At 73.6% G+C, this 21,152-nt stretch carries 17 protein-coding genes and 1 pseudogene; 11 read left to right on the top strand and 7 right to left on the bottom strand.

All coding sequences use genetic code 11. From position 1 onward, the window contains the following. Window positions 1–56: 56 nt before the first annotated feature. Complete coding sequence (locus AC5WAM_RS36160; RefSeq protein WP_495520096.1) at window positions 57–551, top strand: PPOX class F420-dependent oxidoreductase; 495 nt, start codon at window positions 57–59, stop codon at window positions 549–551. A 36-nt stretch (window positions 552–587) separates the two neighbouring features. Here the strand turns inward: AC5WAM_RS36160 and AC5WAM_RS36165 are convergent, their stop codons facing one another. Next, entirely contained in the window at window positions 588–1,613 is a 1,026-nt protein-coding gene (locus tag AC5WAM_RS36165) for a LacI family DNA-binding transcriptional regulator (RefSeq protein WP_495520097.1), read from the bottom strand. Between the two features lie 342 nt (window positions 1,614–1,955). Here AC5WAM_RS36165 and AC5WAM_RS36170 point away from each other — a divergent pair, with 342 nt between their 5' ends. From AC5WAM_RS36170 to pulA, 7 genes and pseudogenes are all read left to right on the top strand, one after another. Next, entirely contained in the window at window positions 1,956–3,227 is a 1,272-nt protein-coding gene (locus AC5WAM_RS36170; RefSeq protein WP_495520098.1) for an extracellular solute-binding protein, read from the top strand. A 2-nt stretch (window positions 3,228–3,229) separates the two neighbouring features. Beyond that, window positions 3,230–4,240: a carbohydrate ABC transporter permease gene (locus AC5WAM_RS36175; RefSeq protein ID WP_495520099.1), complete on the top strand. Its 1,011-nt coding sequence runs from the start codon at window positions 3,230–3,232 to the stop codon at window positions 4,238–4,240. 2 nt (window positions 4,241–4,242) lie between these two features. Then, window positions 4,243–5,091, top strand: a complete 849-nt coding sequence (locus AC5WAM_RS36180; protein ID WP_495520100.1) for a sugar ABC transporter permease — start codon at window positions 4,243–4,245, stop codon at window positions 5,089–5,091. A 35-nt stretch (window positions 5,092–5,126) separates the two neighbouring features. Continuing rightward, window positions 5,127–6,782 (top strand): glycoside hydrolase family 13 protein, encoded by a 1,656-nt coding sequence (locus tag AC5WAM_RS36185; protein ID WP_495520101.1) that lies wholly within the window; start codon window positions 5,127–5,129, stop codon window positions 6,780–6,782. After that, window positions 6,770–7,852 (top strand): LacI family DNA-binding transcriptional regulator, encoded by a 1,083-nt coding sequence (locus AC5WAM_RS36190; RefSeq protein ID WP_495520102.1) that lies wholly within the window; start codon window positions 6,770–6,772, stop codon window positions 7,850–7,852. Before AC5WAM_RS36185 ends, AC5WAM_RS36190 begins: the two co-directional genes overlap by 13 nt. 127 nt (window positions 7,853–7,979) lie before the next feature. Next, window positions 7,980–9,380 (top strand): annotated as a pseudogene (locus tag AC5WAM_RS36195) (alpha-amylase); the annotation flags it as partial. Beyond that, window positions 9,377–12,055, top strand: coding sequence for a pullulanase-type alpha-1,6-glucosidase (gene pulA / locus AC5WAM_RS36200; protein ID WP_495520103.1), 2,679 nt, complete (start codon window positions 9,377–9,379; stop codon window positions 12,053–12,055). The pseudogene AC5WAM_RS36195 and the gene pulA, both read left to right, overlap by 4 nt. Before the next feature lie 28 nt (window positions 12,056–12,083). Here pulA and AC5WAM_RS36205 read toward each other — a convergent pair whose 3' ends face one another. From AC5WAM_RS36205 to AC5WAM_RS36220, 4 genes are all read right to left on the bottom strand, one after another. Then, window positions 12,084–12,995, bottom strand: coding sequence for a dihydrodipicolinate synthase family protein (locus tag AC5WAM_RS36205; RefSeq protein WP_495520104.1), 912 nt, complete (start codon window positions 12,993–12,995; stop codon window positions 12,084–12,086). A 61-nt stretch (window positions 12,996–13,056) separates the two neighbouring features. Beyond that, window positions 13,057–14,376, bottom strand: coding sequence for an aminotransferase class I/II-fold pyridoxal phosphate-dependent enzyme (locus AC5WAM_RS36210; protein WP_495520105.1), 1,320 nt, complete (start codon window positions 14,374–14,376; stop codon window positions 13,057–13,059). Window positions 14,377–14,463: 87 nt separating this feature from the next. Continuing rightward, a complete protein-coding gene (locus AC5WAM_RS36215) occupies window positions 14,464–15,921 on the bottom strand; it encodes a flavin-containing monooxygenase (protein ID WP_495520106.1) in 1,458 nt (485 codons plus the stop codon). A 145-nt stretch (window positions 15,922–16,066) separates the two neighbouring features. Next, on the bottom strand, window positions 16,067–16,663 hold the full coding sequence (locus tag AC5WAM_RS36220; protein ID WP_495520107.1) for a TetR/AcrR family transcriptional regulator: 597 nt from the start codon (window positions 16,661–16,663) through the stop codon (window positions 16,067–16,069). A 504-nt stretch (window positions 16,664–17,167) separates the two neighbouring features. Here AC5WAM_RS36220 and AC5WAM_RS36225 point away from each other — a divergent pair. The 3 genes from AC5WAM_RS36225 to AC5WAM_RS36235 all read left to right on the top strand — a co-directional run bounded on the left by AC5WAM_RS36225 (window position 17,168) and on the right by AC5WAM_RS36235 (window position 19,897). Then, the gene (locus tag AC5WAM_RS36225) at window positions 17,168–17,587 is read left to right on the top strand and encodes a nuclear transport factor 2 family protein (protein WP_366795476.1); all 420 of its coding nucleotides are present in this window, start codon (window positions 17,168–17,170) and stop codon (window positions 17,585–17,587) included. 117 nt (window positions 17,588–17,704) lie between these two features. After that, window positions 17,705–19,078 carry a rhodanese-like domain-containing protein gene (locus tag AC5WAM_RS36230; RefSeq protein WP_495520108.1) on the top strand — a complete coding sequence of 458 codons (1,374 nt, stop codon included), beginning with the start codon at window positions 17,705–17,707 and terminating at the stop codon, window positions 19,076–19,078. 18 nt (window positions 19,079–19,096) lie between these two features. Next, a complete protein-coding gene (locus tag AC5WAM_RS36235; RefSeq protein WP_495520109.1) occupies window positions 19,097–19,897 on the top strand; it encodes a sulfite exporter TauE/SafE family protein in 801 nt (266 codons plus the stop codon). A 43-nt stretch (window positions 19,898–19,940) separates the two neighbouring features. Here AC5WAM_RS36235 and AC5WAM_RS36240 read toward each other — a convergent pair whose 3' ends face one another. Together AC5WAM_RS36240 and AC5WAM_RS36245 are read right to left on the bottom strand one after the other, a co-directional pair. Beyond that, window positions 19,941–20,222, bottom strand: coding sequence for a metal-sensitive transcriptional regulator (locus AC5WAM_RS36240; protein WP_138958199.1), 282 nt, complete (start codon window positions 20,220–20,222; stop codon window positions 19,941–19,943). Window positions 20,223–20,310: 88 nt separating this feature from the next. Continuing rightward, window positions 20,311–20,760: a protein-tyrosine phosphatase family protein gene (locus AC5WAM_RS36245; protein WP_366795473.1), complete on the bottom strand. Its 450-nt coding sequence runs from the start codon at window positions 20,758–20,760 to the stop codon at window positions 20,311–20,313. Window positions 20,761–21,152 lie beyond the last annotated feature (392 nt).

Consider the following 21,152-nt stretch of genomic DNA (forward strand, 5'->3'; position numbering starts at 1 on the left):
GCGAGGGCACCGCTCCGCGTCCCCTGGACAGCGGCCCGCTGCCCTACGCTCGCCGCATGGCAGAGCACTTGGCGACAACCGGCGACGACGCCCTGTACGAGCTGCTCGGGCGCGGGCGCATCGGCACGCTCGTGACCCTCAAGCGCGACGGCCGCCCCCAGCTGTCGAACGTCGGCTACGCCTACGACCCCGAGGCGCGGCTCATCCGCCTCATGGTCACCTACGACCGCGCCAAGACGCGCAACCTGCGCCGCGATCCGCGCGCGAGCTTCTTCGTGACCAGCCCCAACGGCTACGCGTACATGGTCGCCGAGGGCACGGCCGAGCTGACGCCCGTCACCACGGACCCGCACGACGCGGTGGCCGACGAACTCACCCTGGTCTTCCGGGGCTTCCAGGGCGAGCACCCCGACTGGGAGCGCTTCCGCTCGGTGATGGTCGCCGAACGCCGCCTGGTGGTCCGGCTGCCGGTCACGAAGGTGTACGGGGCGGCGGGCCGCCGTCTTGCCGGGCCGCCGCCGGACCAGCGCGCGGTCGGTGCCCGGCCGTGAGCGCGGGGCGTCCGAGGTCCGCCCCGGCCCCGCAGGTCAGGACCGGTCGCGCCCCGACGCCGTGGAGCCGCGCACCACGAGCTCCGGCATGAAGACGAACTCGCTGTGCGGCGCGGGCGTGCCGCCGACCTCCTCCAGGAGGGTGCGCACCGCCGCTTGGCCCATGGCCTGCACGGGCTGGCGGACCGTGGTCAGCGGCGGGTCGGTGAAGGCGATGAGCGGGGAGTCGTCGAAGCCGACCACCGAGATGTCGCGGGGCACGTCGAGGCCCTGCTGCCGGGCGGCGCGGATCGCGCCGAGCGCCATCATGTCGCTGGCGCAGACGATGCCCGTGCAGCCGCGCGCGATCAGCGCGGCCGCCGCGGCCTGACCGCCCTCCAGGGTGTAGAGGGAGTGCTCGACGAGGGCGTCGGACTGCTCGGCGGTGAGGCCGAAGCGCTCGTGCGTGCCGAGGCGGAAGCCTTCGATCTTGCGGACCACGGGCACGAACCGCCGGGGGCCGACCGCGAGGCCGACGCGGGTGTGGCCGAGCGAGGCCAGGTGCCGCACGGCGAGCTGCGCCGCCGCCCGGTCGTCCGTCGACACGAAGGGCGCGTCGACCTCGGGGGAGAAGCCGTTGACCAGGACGTGCGGGACGCCCTTGGCGGCCAGCGCCGCGTACCGCCGCGTGTCCGCGGTGGTGTCGGCGTGCAGCCCGGAGACGAAGATGATCCCGGCGACGCCGCGGTCCACCAGCATCTCGGTCAGCTCGTCCTCCGTGGAGCCGCCCGGGGTCTGGGTGGCGAGCACCGGTGTGTAGCCCTGGCGGGTCAGGGCCTGCCCGATGACCTGGGCGAGCGCGGGGAAGATCGGGTTGTCGAGCTCGGGCGTGATCAGGCCGACCAGGCCCGCGCTGCCGCGGCGGCGCAGCCGTACGGGCCGTTCGTAGCCGAGCACGTCGAGGGCGGCGAGGACGGCTTCGCGGGTGGCCGTGGCGACGCCGGGCTTGCCGTTGAGCACACGGCTGACGGTGGCTTCGCTGACCCCCGCCTGAGCTGCGATGTCGACGAGCCGCGCGGTCATGCACGGGACTGTACCCGCAGGGGCGCTCCTTGCCCACAGCTTGCGCAAGCTTGCGGAAGCCACAGAAACCACTGCAAGCGCGCCAAGTGGAGAAGCCGCAGGAGGCACTGGCGTGCCTCCGTGCCCGGACCGCAACCCGCAGGACACGCGGCGGTAACGATCGTCATCTCTTGCAGAAATTCCCCGCAAGGTCTTTCGGTGCGTTTTCAAGCCTGTTACGTTCCTGCCAACCCGGCGCCGCGTCGAGTGCGGCCAGCAGGAGGCTCCCCTTTCGCCTCCCCTCGTTCCGGGTCACCCCCGGGATCACCCCGGGTCATTCCGGGTCCAGTTGAAGGAGTTCACATGCGGCGTGGCATAGCGGCCACCGCGGTGGTCGCCGCCCTGACGATGACAGCGGCGGCGTGCGGCGGCGACGACGGCGACGGCGGGAAGAAGAGCGGCGGCAAGCTGTCCGGCACCGTCACGTTCTGGGACACCTCGAACGACGCCGAGAAGGCCACGTACGAGAAGCTCGCCAAGGGCTTCGAGGACCTGCACCCGGGCGTCGAGGTCAACTACGTGAACGTCCCGTTCGGCGAGGCCAACGCCAAGTTCAAGAACGCCGCGGGCGGCAACTCCGGCGCCCCCGACGTGATGCGCACCGAGGTCGCCTGGGTCGCCGACTTCGCCAACCTCGGCTACCTGGCCCCGCTGGAGGGCACCGCCGCGCTCGACAAGCCCGAGGACTACCTGCCGCAGGCCGCCGCGAGCACCAAGTTCAAGGGCAAGACCTACGCGGCCCCGCAGACCATCGACACCCTCGCGCTCTTCTACAACAAGAAGATGCTCAAGGCCGCGGGCGTCGAGGTCCCCAAGACCTTCGACGACGTGAAGTCCGCCGCCAAGAAGATCAAGTCGAAGTCCGGCAAGACCGGTCTCTACCTGCGCGGCGACGACCCGTACTTCTACCTGCCCTACCTGTACGGCGAGGGCGGTGACCTCCTGGACACCAAGAAGAAGGAGATCACCGTCGACGACGCCGAGGGCGCCAAGGCCTTCGAGGTCATGAAGGACCTGGTCGACTCCAAGGCCGCCGTGACCGACGCCAGCGACGGCTACAACAACCAGCTCAACGCCTTCAAGGACGGCGACGTCGCCATGGCCCTCGACGGCCCCTGGTCCATCGAGGGCGCCCTCCAGGGCAAGCAGTTCAAGGGCGACAAGACCAACCTCGGCGTCGCCCCCGTGCCCGGCGGCAGCGCGCGCCAGGCCTCGCCGCAGGGCGGCTGGAACCTCGCCGCCTACGCGGGCTCCAAGAACCTGGACGCCTCCTACGAGTTCATCAAGTACATGAGCTCCGCGAAGGTGCAGCAGCAGACCACCGAGAAGCTCAGCCTGCTGCCGACGCGCACCTCCGTGTACGACGTCAAGTCCGTCAAGGACAACCAGATGGTGCAGTTCTTCAAGCCCGCCGTCGACAAGTCCGTCCAGCGCCCCTGGATCCCCGAGGCCAACTCGCTGTTCGAGCCGATCCGCCTGCAGATGCAGAAGGTGCTCAGCGGCAAGACCTCGCCCGAAGACGGCGCCAAGGGCATCGGCGACGCCTACCGCAAGCTCCTCAAGGACTACAAGTAGCGATGGCTGTTGAGAGCGGCCCCCGGGCCGCCCCGGCCGCGGACGCCCGGCGCGTCCGCGGCCGGGGCCCCCGCGCGGGGAAGAGCCCCGGACGCCTGCGCAGGGCGCTGAGCACGTACTGGTACGCCTGGGCCATGGTCGCCCCCGTGGTGATCGTCATCGGCGTCATCGTCGGCTACCCCCTGGTGCGCGGCATCTACCTGTCGACGACGAACGCCAACGAGGCGAACGTCGAGCGCACCATCGGCGTCAACCACATCCCGGCGACCTACGAGTCCGTCGGCCTGGACAACTACAAGGCGATCCTGGACGACGGCGTCTTCTGGGACCGGCTGACCTGGACCGTGGTGTGGACGGTGTCCTGCGTCGCCCTGTCGTTCGCGATCGGCCTGGTCCTCGCGAACATGCTCAACCGCAAGCTCAAGGGCCGCTCCTTCTACCGGATGGCGCTGATCCTGCCCTGGGCGGTGCCGGCCTTCGTCTCCGTCTTCACCTGGCGGCTGCTCTTCAACGAGAAGAAGGGCCTGCTCAACGCGATCCTCAAGGGCGGCGGTCTCGACGCGGTCCCCTGGCTGAACGACCCCACCTGGGCGAAGCTCTCGGTGATCGCCGTGAACGTCTGGCTCGGCGTGCCGTTCATGCTCGTCGCCATGCTCGGCGGACTCCAGTCCATCCCCGGCGAGCTGTACGAGGCCGCCGAGATGGACGGCGCGAGCGCCTGGCAGCGCTTCCGCCACATCACCCTGCCCGGCCTGCGGTCCGTCGCCACCACCGTGGTCCTCATCAGCGCCATCTGGACCTTCAACATGTTCCCGGTGATCTTCCTGCTCACCCGGGGCGGACCGGGGGACGCCACCGAGATCCTGGTGACGTACGCCTACCGCCTGTCGTTCGTCGTCAGCCCGCGCGACTTCGCCGGGTCCGCGGCCTGGGGCGTGCTCATCCTGCTGCTCCTCTCGCTCTTCGCGGTGGTCTACCGCCGCGCGCTCCGCAAGCAAGGAGAGGTGTGGTGACCATGAGCAACAACAAGCCGCGGCCGCGCGGCGAACGCGGACCGCTCGCCTCCGTCGCCCTGCACGTCACCCTGCTGATCGCCAGCGCCATCGCGGTGCTCCCGCCGCTGTGGCTGCTCGTCACCTCGTTCAAACCGGAGAGCGAGGCGTTCTCGACCGCCCTGGTCAAGGACTTCACCTTCGGCAACTACGACCACGTCCTGAACGAGACCAAGTTCCTGGACTGGGTCGGCAACTCGCTGTTCGTCGTCGGCCTGACCACGGTCATCGGCGTGTTCATCGCCGCGACCACCGGGTACGCGGTCAGCCGGTTCAAGTTCCCCGGCATGCGGCCCCTGATGTGGCTGCTGCTCATCACCCAGATGTTCCCGGTCGCGGTGCTCATCGTGCCGCTGTACAACCTGCTCGCGCGCCTGGAGCTGCTCAACCAGCCCATGGGCCTGGTCCTCACGTACCTGACCATCGCGGTGCCGTTCAGCGCCTGGATGATGAAGGGGTACTTCGACACCATCCCGGTGGAGATCGACGAGGCGGGACGCGTCGACGGGCTCAACCCGTTCGGCACCTTCTGGCGGCTGATCCTGCCGCTCGCCAAGCCCGGCCTGGCCGTCACCGGCTTCTACAGCTTCATCACGGGGTGGGCCGAGGTCGCCTACGCCTCCGCGTTCATGACGGGCGAGGAGAACCTCACCCTCGCGGGCGGCCTGCAGACCTTCGTCAACCAGTACACCAGCGACTGGGGTTCGCTGACGGCCGCCGCCGTGATCGTGGCCGTGCCCGCCGCGGTGATCTTCGGCCTCGTCCAGCGGCACCTCGTCTCCGGGCTCACGGCCGGCGCGACGAAGTCCTGACACCCCAGCACCCGCCACCACTCCTCAGGGAAGACATGACCGAGCATCTCGCTGCCCCCGCCGCCGACCACACCTCCGGTACGCGTACGGACTGGTGGCGCGAAGCGGTGATCTACCAGGTCTATCCGCGCAGCTTCGCCGACGCCGACGGCGACGGCATGGGCGACCTCAGGGGCGTCCGCGGCCGCCTGCCGTATCTGAAGGACCTCGGTGTCGACGCCGTCTGGCTCAGCCCGTTCTACGCCTCGCCGCAGGCCGACGCGGGCTACGACGTCGCCGACTACCGGGCCGTCGACCCCATGTTCGGCACCCTGGACGACGCCGACGCCCTGATCCGCGAGGCGCACGACCTGGAGCTGCGCGTCATCGTCGACCTGGTGCCGAACCACTCCTCCGACCGGCACGACTGGTTCCGGCGCGCCCTCGCGGAGGGGCCCGGCTCCCCGCTCAGGGACCGCTACCACTTCCGGGAGGGCAAGGGCGCCGACGGCGAACTGCCGCCCAACGACTGGGAGTCCATCTTCGGCGGGCCCGCCTGGACCCGCACCGAGGACGGCGCGTGGTACCTCCACCTGTTCGCCCCCGAGCAGCCCGACTTCAACTGGGAGCACCCGGCCGTCCGCGACGAGTTCCGCTCCATCCTGCGCTTCTGGCTCGACAAGGGCGTCGACGGCTTCCGCGTCGACGTCGCCCACGGCCTGGTCAAGGCCGCGGGCCTGCCCGACATCGGCCACCACGACCAGCTCAAGCTCCTCGGCAACGACAGCATGCCGTTCTTCGACCAGGACGGCGTCCACGCGATCTACCGCAGCTGGCGGCAGGTCCTCGCCGAGTACGCGGACGACAAGGTCCTGGTCGCCGAGGCCTGGACCCCCACCGTCGAGCGCACCGCCCTGTACGTGCGGCCCGACGAGATGCACCAGGCCTTCAACTTCCAGTACCTGGGCACCCATTGGGACGCCGTCGAGCTGCGGGCGGTCATCGACTCCTCGCTCGCCGCGATGCGGCCCGTCGGCGCCCCGGCCACCTGGGTCCTGTCCAACCACGACGTCACCCGGCACGCCACGCGGTTCGCCAATCCGCCGGGCCTCGGCACCCAGCTGCGCACCCCCGGCGACCGCGCGCTCGGCCTGCGCCGGGCCCGTGCCGCCACCCTCCTGATGCTGGCCCTGCCCGGCTCCGCCTACCTCTACCAGGGCGAGGAGCTCGGCCTGCCCGACGTCACCGACCTGCCCGACGAGGCGCGCCAGGACCCGTCGTTCCACCGCGCCCAGGGCCAGGACGGCTTCCGCGACGGCTGCCGGGTGCCCCTGCCGTGGACCAAGGACGGCTCGTCGTACGGCTTCGGCGCGGGCGGCAGCTGGCTGCCGCAGCCCGCGGGCTGGGGCGAGCTGAGCGTCCAGGCGCAGACCGGCGACCCGGCGTCGACCCTGGAGCTGTACCGCGAGGCCCTGCGGGTGCGCCGCGCCCGTCCCGAACTCGGCGCGGGCGACGCCCTCCAGTGGCTGGACGCGCCCGCGGGCGTGCTCGCCTTCCGCCGCGAGGGGTTCGTGTGCACCGCCAACACCACGGGCACCGCCGTACGCCTGCCCGCGCCCGGCCGGGCGCTCCTGGCCAGCGCGGACGTGGAAGCGGCGGCCGACGACGTGGTCGAGCTGCCCGCCGACACCACCGTCTGGTGGGCGGTGTGACGACGTCGCCGCCGCGGGGCGCCGACCGGGGTCCACGGGACGTGGACCGCGGCGCCCCGCGGCTCGCGGACATCGCCGCGCAGGCCGAGGTCAGCGAGGCCACGGCGAGCCGCGTGCTCAACGGCAAGGCGGGCGTCGCCGCGGCGACCCGGCGGCGGGTGCTCGCCGCCCTCGACGTGCTCGGCTACGAGCGCCCGGTGCGCCTCAAGCGGCGCAGCGCGGGCCTGGTGGGCCTGGTCATCCCCGAGCTGACCAACCCGATCTTCCCGGCGTTCGCGCAGGTCGTCGAGCAGGTCCTCGCCGGGCACGGCTACACCCCCATGCTCTGCACCCAGCTGCCGGGCGGGGCCACCGAGGACGAGCTGGTCGAGCAGCTGGAGGCGCGGGGCGTCAGCGGCATCGTCTTCCTGTCCGGGCTGCACGCCGACACCACGGCCGACCCGGGGCGCTATCTGGAACTGGCGGGCCGGGGCGTGCCGTTCGTGCTCATCAACGGCTACAACCCGCACGTCCCCGTCTCCTTCGTCTCGCCCGACGACCGGGCCGCCGTACGGATGGCCGTGCGCCATCTGGCGGAGCTGGGCCACGAGCGCGTCGGCCTCGCCATCGGCCCGAGCCGCTACGTGCCCTCGCGCCGCAAGGCGGAGGGCTTCACCGCGGCCCTGCACGAGCACTTCGGCCTGGCGCAGGGGGAGGCCGAACTGCTCGTGCGGAACACCCTGTTCACCGTCGAGGGCGGCCACGCGGCGGCCAGCGCGCTCCTGGACGCGGGCTGCACGGCGGTGGTGTGCGGCAGCGACATGATGGCGCTCGGCGCGGTGCGGGCCGCCCGTCAGCGCGGCCTCGCGGTGCCCGGTGACGTGTCGGTGGTCGGCTTCGACGACTCGCCGCTCATCGCCTTCACGGATCCGCCGCTGACCACGGTGCGCCAGCCGGTGCAGGCGATGGCGTCGGCGGCCGTCGGCGCCCTCCTGGAGGAGATCGAGGGAAACCCCGTGCAGCGCACGGAGTTCGTCTTTCAGCCCGAGCTGGTCGTGCGCGGCTCCACGGCGGCCGCGCCCCGCGCCTGAGCTGTTTCCGCCCGGTGACGGGAGTGTGTCCGAAGGGTTGACCGGGGTTGTTGAGCGCCGTACGGTCACGGCGCAAACGGTGTTGCAAGTTTTCTGCAACAACCTTCAACCCCCCCCAGGAGGCCCCGTGACATCCCCGAGCAGCGGCGCGCGCCGCGGACGGCCACGCACCGCGACCCTGGCGCTCCTCGCGGCCCTCGGCGGCGTCGCGAGCGCCGCCCCGCAGGCGCAGGCCGCCCCGCCCGGCGGCAAGGACGTCACCGCGGTGCTCTTCGAGTGGAAGTTCGATGCGGTCGCCAGGGAGTGCACCGGCCGCCTGGGCCCCGACGGCTACGGCTTCGTCCAGGTGTCGCCGCCGCAGGAGCACATCCAGGGCCCGCAGTGGTGGACCTCCTACCAGCCCGTCAGCTACCGGATCGGCGGGCGCCTCGGCGACCGCGCCGCCTTCAAGAAGATGGTCGACACCTGTCACGGCGCTGGCGTCAAGGTCGTCGTGGACACCGTCATCAACCACATGGCGGCGGGGAACGGCACCGGCACCGGCGGCTCGTCGTACACGAAGTACGACTACCCGGGCGTCTACTCGCGCCCCGACTTCGACAACTGCACCGCGCAGATCACCAACTACCAGGACCGCTTCAACGTCCAGGAGTGCGAGCTCGTCGGCCTCGCCGACCTGGACACCGGCGAGGAGCACGTGCGCGGCCGCATCGCCGCGTACCTGAACGACCTGCTCTCCCTGGGCGTCGACGGCTTCCGCGTGGACGCGGCCAAGCACATGGCCGCCGCCGACCTGAAGGACATCAAGGCGCGGCTGAGCGACCCGAACGCGTACTGGAAGCAGGAGGCCATCCACGGCGCGGGCGAGGCCGTCGCGCCGGACGAGTACCTGGGCAACGGCGACGTCCAGGAGTTCCGCTACGCCCGTGACCTCAAGCGCGTGTTCCAGAACGAGAAGCTCGCCTACCTGAAGAACTACGGCGAGGGCTGGGCCTACCTGCCCTCCGGCAAGGCGGCCGTGTTCGTCGCCAACCACGACACCGAGCGCGGCGGCGACACGCTCACCTACAAGGACGGCGCCGACCACACCCTGGCGCACGTGTTCATGCTCGCGTGGCCCTACGGATCGCCGGACGTGCACTCCGGCTACGAGTTCACCGACCGCGACGCGGGTCCGCCGAACGGCGGCCGGGTGAGCGCCTGTTACCGCGACGGCTGGAAGTGCCAGCACGCCTGGCCCGAGGTCCGCAGCATGGTCAAGCTCCGCAACACCGCCCGGGGCGCGGGCGTGACGCACTGGTGGGACAACGGCAACGACGCCATCGCCTTCGGCCGCGGCGACAAGGCGTACGTCGTCGTCAACCACGAAGGGGCGGAGCTGAACCGCACCTTCCAGAGCTCGCTGCCCGCGGGCGGCTACTGCGACGTGCAGAGCGGCCGGTCCGTCACCGTCGACGGCTCGGGCCGGTTCACGGCCGCCGTCGCGCCGCACACCGCCCTCGCCCTGCACACGGGGGCGAGGAAGTGCTGACCTCCCGCTCCTCGCTGACGGCGGCCGTGGCCCTCGCCCTGCTCGCCGCCGCCGTGCCCCCGTCCTCCGGCGCGACGGCGGCGCCCGGCGGGACGGACCTCGACCTCACGACGTCGAAGGCACAGTGGATAGACCGTTCTACCCTCGCGTGGGACACAGTCGGCCGGGACGCCGAGGTCCGGTACGCCCGCGACGGCGGCCTGACCACGGACGGCGACGACGTGCGCGGCGAGGCCCGACGGATCCGCCTCGCCCGCGTCCCCGGCGGCCTCACCGCCGCCCAGCGGGCCGCGTACCCGCACCTGAGGGACTACGCGGCCTTCCGCGTCGACCCGCGTGACCGGGGCCGCGTGCGCACGGCCCTCACCGGGCAGCTCGCCGCCGTCGTGCGCGACGCCGACGGCACCGCGCGCGCCGCGACGGGCGTACAGATCCAGGGCGTCCTCGACGACCTCTACAGCCGCGCGGCCACCGGGGCCGACCTCGGCCCGGTCTTCAGGGGCGGCCGCCCCCGGCTGGCCGTGTGGGCGCCCACCGCCCAGGACGTCCGCCTCGACATCGGCGGCCGCAGCGTCCCGATGCGCCGCGACGCGGCCTCCGGCGTGTGGTCGGCCGCCGGTCCGAAGAGCTGGACGGGCAAGCCCTACCGGTACGCCGTGAAGGTCTGGGCGCCCAGCGTGCGCGCGGTGGTCACGAACAAGGTCACCGACCCGTACGCGACCGCCCTCACCGCCGACTCCCGGCAGTCCCTGGCCGTCGACCTGAACGACCCGAAGCTCGCCCCCGCGGGCTGGAAGACCTTGCGCAAGCCTGCCGCCGTCCCGCTGCGCTCCGCGCGCGTCCAGGAGCTGCACGTGCGGGACTTCTCCGTCGCCGACCGCACGGCCAAGTACCCCGGGCAGTACCGGGCGTTCACCGACACGCGCTCCGCCGGGATGCGGCACCTGCGGAAGCTGGCCCGCGCCGGGACGTCGTACGTGCATCTGCTGCCCGTCTTCGACTTCGGCACCGTCCCCGAGCGCCGCGGGGACCAGGCGGCCCCCGGCTGCGACCTGCCCGCCGCCGCGCCCGACTCCGGGACCCAGCAGGCCTGCGTCGCGCGGACCGCCGCCAAGGACGCCTACAACTGGGGCTACGACCCGCTGCACTACACGGTGCCCGAGGGGAGCTACGCGAGCGACCCCGACGGCACCCGGCGCACGGTCGAGTTCCGCGAGATGGTCCAGGGCCTCAACCGCGCGGGCCTGCGCACGGTGCTGGACGTGGTCTACAACCACACCGTGGCCAGCGGCCAGGCCGACCGGTCCGTGCTCGACAGGATCGTGCCCGGCTACTATCAGCGGCTGCTGGCCGACGGCTCCGTCGCCACGTCCACGTGCTGCGCCGACACCGCGCCCGAGAACGCCATGATGGGCAAGCTCGTCGTCGACTCCGTCGTCACCTGGGCCCGCGCGTACAAGGTCGACGGCTTCCGCTTCGACCTCATGGGCCACCACCCCAAGGCCAACATCCTCGCCGTCCGCAAGGCCCTGGACGCCCTGACACCGGCGAAGGACGGCGTCGACGGCAAGAAGGTCATCCTGTACGGGGAGGGCTGGAACTTCGGCGAGGTCGCCGACGACGCCCGCTTCGTGCAGGCCACGCAGAAGAACATGGCGGGCACGGGCGTCGCGACGTTCTCCGACCGGGCCCGCGACGCCGTCCGCGGCGGCGGTCCCTTCGACGCGGACCCGCGCGTGCAGGGCTTCGCGAGCGGCCTGTACACCGACCCGAACTCCTCGCCCGCGGGCGGCGACCGCGCCGCGCAGAAGGCCCGCCTCCTGCACTACCAGGACCTCATCAAGGTCGGCCTCACCGGCAATCTGGCGGCGTACTCCTTCACCGACTCCTCGGGCCGCCCGGTCAAGGGCGCGGACGTCGACTACAACGGCGCCCCCGCGGGCTACGCGGCCGCTCCCGGTGACGCCCTCGCCTACGCCGACGCCCACGACAACGAGACGCTGTACGACGCCCTCGCCTTCAAGCTCCCGCCGTCCACGCCCGCCGCAGCCCGGGCCCGCGCCCAGGTCCTCGCGATGGCCACGGCCACCCTGGCGCAGGGCCCGGAGCTGTCCCAGGCGGGCAGCGACCTGCTGCGGTCCAAGTCCCTCGACCGCAACTCCTACGACAGCGGCGACTGGTTCAACGCCATCCACTGGGACTGCCGCGACGGCAACGGCTTCGGCCGCGGCCTGCCCCAGGCCGCCGACAACAAGGACAAGTGGCCCCATGCGAAGCCGCTCCTCGCCGACCGGGCCCTGACACCCGGCTGCGCGGAGATCACCGGCGCCTCGGCCGCCTACCGCGACCTGCTGCGGCTGCGCGCCACGGAGCCCGTGTTCTCCCTCGCGACGAGCGAACAGGTCCAGTCCGAGCTGGCCTTCCCGCTGTCCGGCACGGCGGACGAGACACCCGGGGTGATCACCATGCGCCTCGGCGACCTGGTGGTGGTCTTCAACGCGACCCCGCAGGAGCAGACGCAGCGCCTCACCGGACTCACGGGCACGCCCTACGCCCTGCACCCCGTACAGGCGCGCGGCGCGGACGCGGTGGTCAAGTCGGCCTCGTACGCGCGGGATACGGGCACCTTCCGCGTACCGGCCCGCACGGTCGCCGTCTTCCGGCGCGGCTGAGGCGCGTCGGCCGCCCCGGAAGCCCGCGTCACACGCCCTGCCCGGCGGCGGAGGTGAGGCCCAGACCGTCGAGGACGGCGACCAGGCGGTCGCGGTCCTCGGCGGCGAGGCCGCGCAGCGGCCGGGGCAGGTTCGGCTCCGGCGCGAGACCCAGATGGGCGGCCGCGGCCGACATGACGCGCAGGCCGCCGTGGCGCCGGAACAGTTCCCACAGCGGTTCGAGGCGCTCGGAGCGGGCCGCGGCCCCGGCCGCGTCCCCGGTCCGGGCCGCCCGGGTGAGGGCGAGGGCGACGTCGGGGAAGAGCCCGCCGAGGACCGAGTACCACACGTCGCACCCCGCGGTCAGACCGGTGGCCGCCGACCAGTCGCCGCTCACCCCGAGCGACACGGAGTCCGGGACGAGTGCCCGCAGCGCGGCGACGCGCTCCCGGGCCGCGGCCGGATCGCCGGGCACCGGCGGGATCTTGATCGCGGCGACGTTCGGCAACCGCGCGACGCGGCCGTGGAGTTCGTCGCTGAAGTCCACGTGCGTGGTGCGCGGGTTGTCGTACACGCACAGTGGCACGGACAGCTCGCGCGTCACGTCCTCGTAGAGCCCGAACACCTCGTCGTCGCCGAGCGGCTGATACGTCATCGGGGCGAGCAGGACCGCCGCCGCGCCCGCCTTCTGCGCGTCCTCGGCGAGCGCCAGGACCTGCGTGGTGCGCAGGGCGCCGATCCCGACGAGGACCGGGGTGTCCCCGGCCGCATCGACGGCGACGCGCGCGGCGCGGGCGCGCTCCTCGCGGGACAGATAGGCGTAGCCGCCGGTGGAGCCGAGCGCGCCGATCGAATCCACGCCCGAGGCGGCGAGGCGCGCGACGAGCCGGGCGTAGGCCCGCTCGTCGATGCCCGACTCGTCGGTCGGGGTCAGGGGGAAGGCGCTGAGGCCGGTGAACATGACGGGACGTCCCTTCTGCGGAAGGTGGGCGCAAGCGGAGGGCGTGCGGGCCCGGGGCGGTTCACGCGGCGTGCGGACGGTCGAGGACGGCGGCCAGATCGGCGGCGAACCGCCGGGCGAGCGCCCTGGTGAGCGTGGCGGTCGTGACGCGCAGCGCCTGCCGGCCGGCGGGACCCGCGGCGAAGAGGTCGCCGGGGCGCACCGCCCAGCCGCGGCGCGCGAGGGCCTCGACGACGGGCCGGGCCCGCTGGTTCAGGTCCACCCAGACGTTCAGGCCGTCGGGCCGCTGGGAGCCGGGGACGCCGATGCCGTGCGCGGCCAGCTCCCCGACCAGGAGCGCCGAGCGCGCGGCGTAGGAGCGGCGCGCCCGGTCGTGCAGGGCCCGCACCTCCGGGTCGCGCAGGAGTTCGCGGGCGGTGTGCTGGAGCAGCAGGCTCACCCACATCGTGCCCGCGCTCAGCCGGGCCTCCAGGCGCCGGGCGGTCTCCCGGTCGGTGGCGACGAGGGCCAGGCGCAGGTCAGGGCCGAGGAACTTGGACACCGAGCGCACCAGCCCCCAGGTGGCGGTCCCCGTCGGCGTGACGCGGCGGTACGGCACGGCGGAGACGGCCGAGAAGTGGTCGTCCTCGACCACCAGGACCCCCGGGTGCGCGGCCAGGACGGCGCGCAGCTCGGCGGCCCGCCCCGTGGTCAGGCTCGCTCCGGTCGGGTTGTGGGCGCGCGGCGTGCACACCACCGCGCGCGCCCCCGACTCCAGGGCGGCGCGCAGCGCCTGCGGGCGCATCCCGGCGTGGTCGACCGCGACCGGGGCGGTGCGGTAGCCGTTCAGGCGCAGCGTGCCGATGCTCGCGAGGAAGCACGGGTCCTCGACGGCCACGGCGTCGCCGCGCGTGAGGTGGGCGGTGAGGAGGCGCTCCGTGGCGTCCGCCGCGCCGTTGGTCACCAGGACCCGGAACGGGCGGTCCGGCAGGTCCTCGGCGAAGTGCGCGGTCGCCCAGTCCAGGAGGCCGGGGTCGACGGCGGGCGCGCCGTACAGCTGCGGCCGGTAGCCGCCGCGCCCGGCCGCCGCGAGGGTGTCGGGCAGCAGCAGGGGATCGGGGTTGCCGCTGGCGAGGTCGGTGAGGCCGCCGCCGAACCCGGCTCCCTCGCGGGCGAGTTGGGGCGTCCCCGCGACCACGGTCCCGCCGCGCCCGTGGGTCTCGGCCACTCCGGCGACCACCAGCTGGCGGTACGCCGCCGCCACCGTGTTCCGGTTCACGCCGAGGTCGGCCGCCAGCGCCCGCACCGGCGGCAGCGGATCCGCGGGCGCCAGCTCTCCCGCGGTGATCAGGTCCCGCACGCTGTCCGCGATCTCCACGGCCGTCGCCCCGCGGATCGCCACGCCCACCACCTCCACGGCTCGGCCAGGATTCGTCCTGTGTCAAACATAGGATTGTCCTATGCCAAACGCAATGGGTGGTCGGGCCCGTCACTCCTTCGTCACCGGGCGTGCGGCTGCCCGTCCGGGGCGGCGGGTGAGGGCGCGGTAACGGGCGGCGCGGTACGGCCAGTTGTTGGTGATCCTCCCGGTCGCGGTCTTGTACCAGCTGTCGCAGCCCGCCTGCCACACGGTCTCGCCCAGGGCCTCCTGGACGCGGTCCTGGAAGGCGGCGAAGGCCTCCGGGGGCACCTCCCACGCGTTCCGGCCCTCGCGGTCGAGCGTGGCCAGGCAGTCGAGGACGTAGCGGACCTGGGCCTCGATCATGAGGACCACGGAGTTGTTGCCGAGGTTGGTGTTCGGTCCGTAGAGGAGGAAGAGGTTGGGGAAGCCGGGCACGGTCATGCCGAGGAAGGCGGCCGCCCCGTCCGCCCAGGCCTCCTCGCGAAGGAGCCGGCCGTCCCGCCCGGTGACGGTCACGGCGGCGAGGAACTCGGTGGCGGTGAACCCCGTGCCGTAGATGAGGGTGTCGAGGGCGTGCTCGGTGCCGTCGGCGGTCACGACGCCGCGCGGGGTGATCCGGGTGACCCTCTCGGTGATCAGCTCGACGTTGTCCCGCCCGAGCGCCGGAAGGTAGTCGTCCGAGATGAGGACGCGCTTGCAGCCGAGGGGGAAGTCCGGGGTGAGCTTGGCCCGCAGCACCGGATCCGGCACCTGGGTGCGCAGTTGGCGGCGGCAGAGGTACTCGACGGCCTTGCCGAGCCGCCCGCCGCGCACGGCCGAGTACAGCACGGTGTCGCAGAAGGCGAACCAGCCGCCGCGGAAGGCGAGACGGCCGGGCGCCGTGCGGAACAGGGCCCGGTGGACGGGCCCGTAGCGGTAGTCCCACTTGGGCATGACCCAGTTCGCCGAGCGCTGGAACACCCGCAGGGTGCGCGCCTGCCGCGCGACGCGCGGCACGAACTGCACCGCGCTCGGGCCGGTCCCGATCACCCCCACGGCCTGGCCGGTCAGGTCGTGCCGGTGGTTCCAGCGGGCCGAGTGGAACGCGGTGCCCGCGAAGTCCCCGCGGCCGGGAACGTCGGGGAACCGGGGCCTGTTCAGCTGGCCGACGGCCGTCACCAGGACCCGGGCGCGATGGACGCGGCCCGCGGCGGTGCGCAGCTCCCAGCACCGGTGTGTCTCGTCGTACGAGGCCGCGACGATCTCCGTGCCGAAGCGGATCCGCGGGCGCAGGCCGTGGGCGTCGGCGCAGTCGCGCAGATAGCGCAGCAGCTCCGGTTGCCGGGGGTAGGCGCGGCTCCAGTCCGCACGGGGCGCGAAGGAGTACGAGTACAGCTGTGAGGGGATGTCGCAGCCCGCGCCCGGGTAGGTGTTGTCCCGCCACACCCCGCCGAGGTCGTCGGCCTTCTCGTACACGGTGAACGGGGCGACACCGGCCCGGGTCAGGCGCATGGCCATGCACAGGCCGGCGAACCCGGCGCCGATGACGGCGACGTGATCTGTCATGCCCCTTCCTTAGCAGCCGAACGGGCGCCATGGCAGGGGGAGTTGGCATCCTCCGGCCCGGACGGGACCCGGACGGGACCCGGGCAGGCGCCGGACAGGCCCCGGCAGGCTCCGGGGACGGGCCTCGGCAGGCCTCGGACAGGTCCTAGGCGGGCTCCGTGGCGCCGAGGACCCGGAGAACCGTCGTGCGCAGCGCGGCCCCGGCGGCGGCGCCCGGCACGCGCCCGGCGGCGACCTCCTCACCGGCGGCGTGCCCGAGGGCGACCGTCATGGCCACCAGCCAGCGCGGCGCGAGGCCGGGGGTGAACTCGCCCGCCTGCTGGCCCCGTTCGACCAGCCGGACGAGCCGTTCGGTGACGGGCTCGTGGCGCGCGTCGTCGCGCTCCGCCGAACCGGCGGCCGACGGCGCCTGAAGCAGCCACGCGTTGTTCTCGAACGACGCCCAGGAGGCGTCGAGGAACCTCAACAGCGCCTGCACGGCGGGCCCTTCGTCGAGTGCGGCGGCGTCCAGGGCGGCGACCGCGTCCTCGGTGATCCGGTCGACAGCGGCCGCGAGGAGGTCGTCGCGGGAGGAGAAGTGGGCGTAGACGGTCTGCCGGGTCACGCCCGCCGCCTCGGCGACGGCCGCCATGCCCGCGTCCGGCCGCTGCCGCAGCAGCCGCACCGCCGCGTCCAGGACAGCGGCTCTGCTGCGCTCGGCGTCGGCGCGGCGGCGCCGGGGCGGTTCCGCGGAAGGCGTCATCTCTTACACCCTTGTCCAAGTTGTCGAGGAGTCATATCTTACAGAGGTGTCAGAAATCGTAGCCCGGCACCCCAGCCAACGGGCACCCGCCCAGCGGCCGTCCGGCATCCGCCGAGCGGCCGTCCGGCACCCGTCCAGCAGTCGCCGGGCATCCGTCCAGCAGTCGCCGGGTATCCGCCGAGCGGTCGTCCGGCATCCGTCCAGCGGTCGTCCGGCATCCGCCGAGCAGTCGTCCGGCACCCGCCCTGCGGTCGTCCGGCATCCGCCGAGCGGTCGTCCGGCATCCGTCCAGCGGTCGTCCGGCATCCGCCGAGCAGTCGCCCGGCACCCGCCCTGCGGTCGTCCGGCATCCGCCGAGCAGTCGTCCGGCACCCGTCCAGCAGTCGCCGGGCACCCGCCGAGCAGTCGTCCGGCACCCGTCCAGCAGTCGTCCGGCATCCACCCAGCGGCCGCCCGGCACCCGCCGAGCGGCCGCCCGGCATCCGTCCAGCGGACAGGAGCGTCATGAAGCCACTCACCGACACCACCCCCGAACGGTTCATCGCGGACTTCTTCACCTCCCTCACCGAGTCCACGGTCCGCGGCGACGCGCCGGAGTCCGTCATGGAGCGCCACTACACGCCGGACGTCGTGCAGATCAGCGACGGGGTGCCGATCGACCACGACCGCCTCCTCGCCCATCTGCGCCCCGTGCGCAAGAACGTGGTCGGCTGGCGGTTCGACGTGCACGAGGCCGTCGCGGACGGCGGCCGGATCGCCGCCCGCCTCACGATGCACGCCCGGACCCGCAAGGGCGGCCCCACCGTCACCGAGGTGCACCTCTTCGGCGAGTTCACCGAGGACGGCCGTTTACGCAGATCGCACCAGCTCACCCGGTCCCTGCCCGCGCCAGGGGCCGACGGGGCCCCGGCCGCGGGGGCGTGAGCGCGGGGCGCGCGCCCGCGCGGGGGTAAGAACCGCGCCAACCTGTGCGGCGGCCGGAATCGAAAATACCCCCCTGGGTACTCGCCCGGTACCGCCGCCGCATGGGGAGGAGCCGCCGTGTTCGCCGTCGACACCCTGGAGTTTCCGAGCCTGGGCAACCACAGCTATCTGGCGGCGGGCCCCCGCTCGGCCGTCGCGATCGACCCGCCGCGCGACGTCGATCAGGTCATCGCGGCGGCCGCCCGCCGGGGCGTGCGGATCGCGTACGTCGCGGAGACCCACGTTCACAACGACTACCTCAGCGGCGGCCTGGAGCTCGCCCGCCTCACCGGTGCCCGCTACCTGGTCCCGGCCGGGGCCGCCGTGTCCTTCCCGCACACCCCCGTCGCGGACGGCGACGCGGTCACCGTCGACGAGGACCTGGCGCTGCGGGCCCTCGCCACTCCCGGCCACACCCCGCACCACACGGCATACGTCCTGACCGAGGGCGGCCGCGCGGTCGCGGCGTTCACCGGCGGCTCGCTCCTGATCGGCGCGGTGGGGCGGCCCGACCTCGTCGAGCCACGGCTCACCGAGCGCCTGGCCCGCGCCCAGCACGCGTCCGCGCACCGGCTGGCGGACGCGCTCGACGACGCGGTGCGCCTCCTGCCCACCCACGGCTTCGGCAGCTTCTGCGCGTCCGGCCGAGCGCCGGGCCAGGAGACCACCGTCGGCGCCGAACGGGCGGGCAACGCCGCCCTGACCAAGGACGTGGACGCGTTCGTCGCCGAGCTGCTTGCCGGGCTCGACGACGTGCCCGCGTACTACGCGCACATGGGCCCGGTCAACGCCGCGGGGCCCGCCCCCGTCGACCTCACCCCGCCGGAACCCGCGACCGCCGAGAGCATCGCCGCGCGCCTCGCCGCGGGGGAGTGGGTGGTGGACCTGCGCCACCGCGTGGCCTACGCCGCCGGGCACGTGCCGGGGTCCGTCAACTTCGAGGCCGAAGGCAACCTCGCCACCTATCTGGCCTGGCTGCTGCCCTGGCGCAGACCCGTCACACTGCTCGCCGCCTCGGCCGGTCAACTCGCCCACGCCCAGCGGGAGCTGGTCCGCGTCGGCATCGACCGCCCGGCCGCCGCCGCTACCGGCGATCCCCGCTCCTGGGTGGGCCCCGGCGGCCGCCTCGCGGCGGGCGGCTGCGCCACTTTCGCCGACCTCGCCAGGGCCCGTGCCGGGCGCGGCGACGTCGTGGTGCTCGACGTGCGCCGCGCCACCGAGCGCCGCGCCGGCCGGGTCGAGGCCTCCGTGCACATCCCCGTCCACGAACTGCGCGACCGCGTCCGCGAGGTGCCGGACGGCGTGGTCTGGGTGCACTGCGCCAGCGGTACGCGCGCGACGATCGGGGCCTCGCTCCTCGACGCGGCCGGGCGGGACGTGGTCGTCGTCGACGACAGCTTCGCCGCCGCGGAGCAGGCGGGCCTCGTCCCCCTCCGGCCCTCCTCCCCCTGACCCGGCCCGGAACCGTCGATGAGTGCGCTCGTGCTCGCCCTGACCGCCGGAGCCGTGGTCGGCCTCGCGCTCGGCGCGCTGGGCGGCGGGGGCAGTGTCCTCGCGGTCCCCGCGCTGATCTATCCGCTCGGCTTCACCCCGGCCGCCGCGACCACCGCGAGCCTCCTGATCGTCGCCGTCACCTCGCTGAGCGCCCTGTACGCCCATGCCCGCGCGGGCCACGTCCGCTGGCGCGCGGGGGGCCTGTTCGCCGGAGCGGGCATCCCGCCCGCCGCCGCGGCGGGCGCGGCGGCGGGGCGGCTGCCGCAGCCGGTGCTCACCGGCGCGTTCGCCGCCGTGGCGGGTCTCGCCGCGCTGCGCATGCTGAGGCCGGGGCCGACGGGGCCGACGGGGCCGACGGGGCCGACGGGGCCGACGGGGCCGACGGGGGCGCGCGGGGCGGGCGCGGTGCGGCCCGGCCGGGCGGCGGGCACCGGGGCCGCGCTCGGCGCGCTGACCGGGCTCCTGGGGGTGGGCGGCGGGTTCCTCGTCGTGCCCGCCCTGGTCACCGTGCTCGCCTTCGAGATGCGGGCCGCGACCGGAACCAGCCTGCTCGTCATCGCGGCCAACTCCCTCGCCTCGCTGGCCATGCGGGGCAGCACCACGGCGGGCCTCGACTGGTCGGTGATCGCGCCGTTCACCGGTGCCGCCGTCCTCGGTGCCTGGGACGGCAAGCGCCTCGCGGCCCGCCTCTCCGGGCCCCGGCTGCGGCAGGCCTTCGCCTGCGTGCTGCTCGCGGTGGCGGCCGGGATGCTCGTCGACGTCGCCGTACGACGATGAGCGCCGCACGGAGCGCGCGGTGGCGCTGGGAACGCGCGCGCCCTCAGGCCAGGGACAGGAACAGCTTCTCCAGCCGGGCCCGCATCCGGTCCCTGTCGCCGCCCTCGGCGAGGTCCTCGTCAGCGAGGCAGTGCTGGAGCCCCGTCGCGATGATGGCGAACCCGGCCTTGTCCAACGCGCGCGAAGCGGCGGCGAGTTGGGTGACCACCTCCTCGCAGTCGCGCCCCTCCTCGATCATTCTGATCACTCCGGCGATCTGCCCCTGCGCCCGGCGCAGCCGGTTGACCACGGTCTTCAGCTCATCGGCCGCCAGCTCCAGATCCATGGGCCACTCCTTCGGCATACCCCTGCGGGAATCCTACGGAAGTGACGTACGGGCACGGCGAGTTCGCGGCGGCCCGCCCGCCGCACGCCTAGGCGGCGGTGCCGGACCCGGCGGCGAAGGCGCGGACGAAGCGGCGCTGCCAGGGGGTCTCGACCGCGCGGCGGTGATAGCCCGCGCGGACGTATCCGACGGCCTCGTCGCCGGGGACGCCGTCGAGCACGGCCAGGCACGCGAGCGCCGTGCCGGTCCGGCCGACACCTCCGCCGCACGCGACCTCGACGCGCTCCGTCGCGGCCCGCGCCCAGGCCTCGCCGAGCAGCCGCCGCGCCTCCGCGCGATCCGACGGCAGCCGGAAGTCAGGCCAGCGCAGCCAGCGTGCGTCCCACTCCACAGGGGGTGCGGGCCTGCCGAGGAGGTACACGGCGAACATCGGCCCGGGCCCCTCGGGCAGCGGCCTTCGCAGACCGCGCCCGCGCACCAGACGGCCCGAGGGCAGCTTCAGCACCCCCGGAGCCGTGTCGTCCCACCTCTCGATCACACGGCCACCGTATCCGCCCCGCGCGGAGCAAGTGTCCACTGTGAGCTAGCCGATAATCATCAGGTTCTAACGGAATCTTGACTTCAGGAGGGCATAGTGCAAGGCATGACATCCATGGTTCCAGTCTGTCCGTACTGCGGGCGGGTCGAGTGCATATGCCCGGCGGTGGGCGCGAGCCCCGCCTCGGCGCCCGCGGTGAGCGTGACCGCGTATCTCCCGGCGGCCGAGACGCCCGGCGCTGTGCGCGGGGGGAGGGCGACGGCCGCGCCGTCGTCATAGCGGGAGGCCCGAGGCGAGCCGGATGCCGTCGGCGCGCTCGCCTCGGTGCGGGACGAGCGGTGCCCGGGCACCGGGTTGACCACCTCTGCGGCCCGCGGGGCCCGGTGAGGACG

This window comes from Streptomyces sp. JLYT201 (assembly GCF_059448825.1).